Source organism: Eggerthella sp., assembly GCF_048329335.1.
Classification (GTDB): domain Bacteria; phylum Actinomycetota; class Coriobacteriia; order Coriobacteriales; family Eggerthellaceae; genus Eggerthella; species Eggerthella lenta.
Genome location: NZ_DBFEGU010000377.1, coordinates 1 through 2169 on the forward strand (window position 1 = coordinate 1; position 2169 = coordinate 2169).

At 70.4% G+C, this 2169-nt stretch carries 3 protein-coding genes; all 3 read right to left on the minus strand.

From position 1 onward, the window contains the following. A partial coding sequence (locus ACMO6A_RS11665) for a hypothetical protein (RefSeq protein ID WP_418471306.1) occupies window positions 1-328 on the minus strand: 328 nt, incomplete at its 3' end. Window positions 329-452: 124 nt separating this feature from the next. After that, the gene (locus ACMO6A_RS11670) at window positions 453-716 is read right to left on the minus strand and encodes a Flp family type IVb pilin (RefSeq protein ID WP_418471307.1); all 264 of its coding nucleotides are present in this window, start codon (window positions 714-716) and stop codon (window positions 453-455) included. 179 nt (window positions 717-895) lie between these two features. Continuing rightward, window positions 896-2169, minus strand: a 1274-nt coding sequence (locus ACMO6A_RS11675) for a hypothetical protein (protein ID WP_418471308.1), incomplete at its 5' end; no start/stop codon positions are given.

Sequence of the window (2169 nt, forward strand, 5' to 3'; positions counted from 1 at the left end):
CGAGATATGCGGGGACCCAGTAGGCCTCGCCCGCGAGCGTGGGGTTGTAGCGGCGCGCGTAGGCGCCCGACTCGCCGTCCGCCAGCAGGTCCGCGTCGATGTCGCCCGATGCGGCGAGCGCGTCGATCGTGGAGGGCGCGACGGCCTGGATGGCGACCTGGGCGCCGATCGCGGCCAGCCAGTCTCGGCGCTCGGCGGGGTCGGCGCCGGGCGCGAGCATGGCCGCGTCCTCGCGCTCGTAGAAGGAATAGCGCAGGGATTGGTAGGCATGCTGCAAAAGCCATCCGGCGGCGGCCGACCCGGCCGCGAGCGTGAGTGTTGCGAGCATAAGGCTCCCTCCTTTGCTGTGGTCCGTGGTTATCTGAAAAGCGCGCCCTGTCGGCGCGCGGGAAGGTTCGGGATGCCCGGGGGCGGGGGTGTCGCGGCCCCCGGGCGGATGGCTCCGGGATGCGCTACTTGCCGCCCGGGAAGGTTTCCGCGCCGGCAGTGCCGCCGGAAACCTTGGTCTTGTGCAGCGTGTCGGCGACCAGGTTGATCTTGCCGTTCATCTCGTTAGACAGGTAGATCAGCGCGGCGATCAGCGCGACGGCGATGCAGACGACGATGACGATCCACTCGATGGATCCCTGGGCGGGCAGGGCCTCCTTGGCGCGGCGCTTCATGTTGAAAAGGCCGCAGGTGGCGATGGCCGCCGGCTTGGCGAGGATATCGTGCATTGGACCTCCTCCTCTCTCTCTTGGATGTATGCGCGGGCGCACCCGCGCGGCCTGTGCCACGTCTGTGGCGGTACGGCATAAACTATGCCCCCGGGAAAGATGCGGGTCAGCACCCTGCCCAAAAATGGGAAAGGTTCGGGATTGTCCCAGCTCAGGACCTATTTCCGCCTGTGGAGGAATTATGGAGCCGCCTTGCGGGCATACACCTCGAAGGTCCCGTCGTCATGCACCCGTGAGAACCCTAGTTCGGCAAGCCCGTCCTCGAGAGCGGGGTAGGCCCCCGAGGGGACGACTGCGAAATCGGCGCCGGTGCCCTCGATGGCCTCGGCATCGCCCGACAGTACGGACCGGGCTGCGCCCCAGGCGTCCGTGCCCCCGTTGAGCTCGGGGCAGAAGAGCTCCGCCCGCGTGTCGAGCAGCGGCCGCAATCCCGCGAGCTCGAGTTCGCTTCCCACGTCGATGTCGCATATGACGGCATCGCCGCTTTCTGCCCCGGCGGCCTCGAGGGCGGCCAGCGCCGCATCCGCCGACGCCTCGGTCACGGTCCTCGCCGGCAAGGTCGCGGCGAGACAGCCTGCGGCGGCGGCGAGCGCGGCCGTGCAGCACACCGCGAGGGCCCATGGCCTCCGCGCACGCGGCCCCGCCACCTCACCCTGGATATCGGAAAGGGAGAGCGCCATGGAGGCGAACAGGAAGAGCTCGTTTCTCACGTTGGCGAGTGCGAGCGCGAGCGTGCCGAGCACGAGGACGTCACCGGCCTCTAGAAGCACCCGGCCGCCGCTTCGCCTGCGAACCCGGCACCGGAACAGCAGGAGCGCCGCGGCGAGGGTGCAGCCGCAGGCGGCTTGCACGGGCGCGGCCTGCGTCCACGGCGCGAGCTCGCAGATCCCCACCGATTTCAGCGACTCGGCGCCCATGGTGAGGAAGGGCAGCATGAGCAGCCTGGCGCCGTAGGGGTTGAGCATGCAGGCGGCCACGGTCGACATCGCCGCCGTGAGCGCCTTGAGCCTGCCGTACCGGTCGAGCCTCCCGTCGGCGATCAGACAGCAGGGGACCATGAGCGCCACGGTCCACAGCGCCCCGTGGAGCTGGGCCATGGCGAAGCCCGCTGCGGGGAAGGCCGCCAGCAGCGAGTCCGGACCGCCGCGCGCCCACTTCCTGCCCGCCGCGTAGCTAATGCAGAGCGCCATCACGTCGATGCCGCGCGGCGTGGAGTTGCACAGCGACGCTATGGCCACCGCGCAGGCGGCCGACGCCGCCGCGTGCACGGCCCCGGTCCTGCCGCGGTCGAGCGTGCAGGCCCACACCGTCGCCGCGGCGGCCATGTCGAGCGCGGCCGCCGCGCACTTGATCCCCGCCTCGCCGAACGCGTCGAAGACGCACGCGGCCGCGATGCACAGCGGCCACTGCTGGCAGATATAGCCCAGGCCCCCCGTGAGCGTCAGGGGGTCGG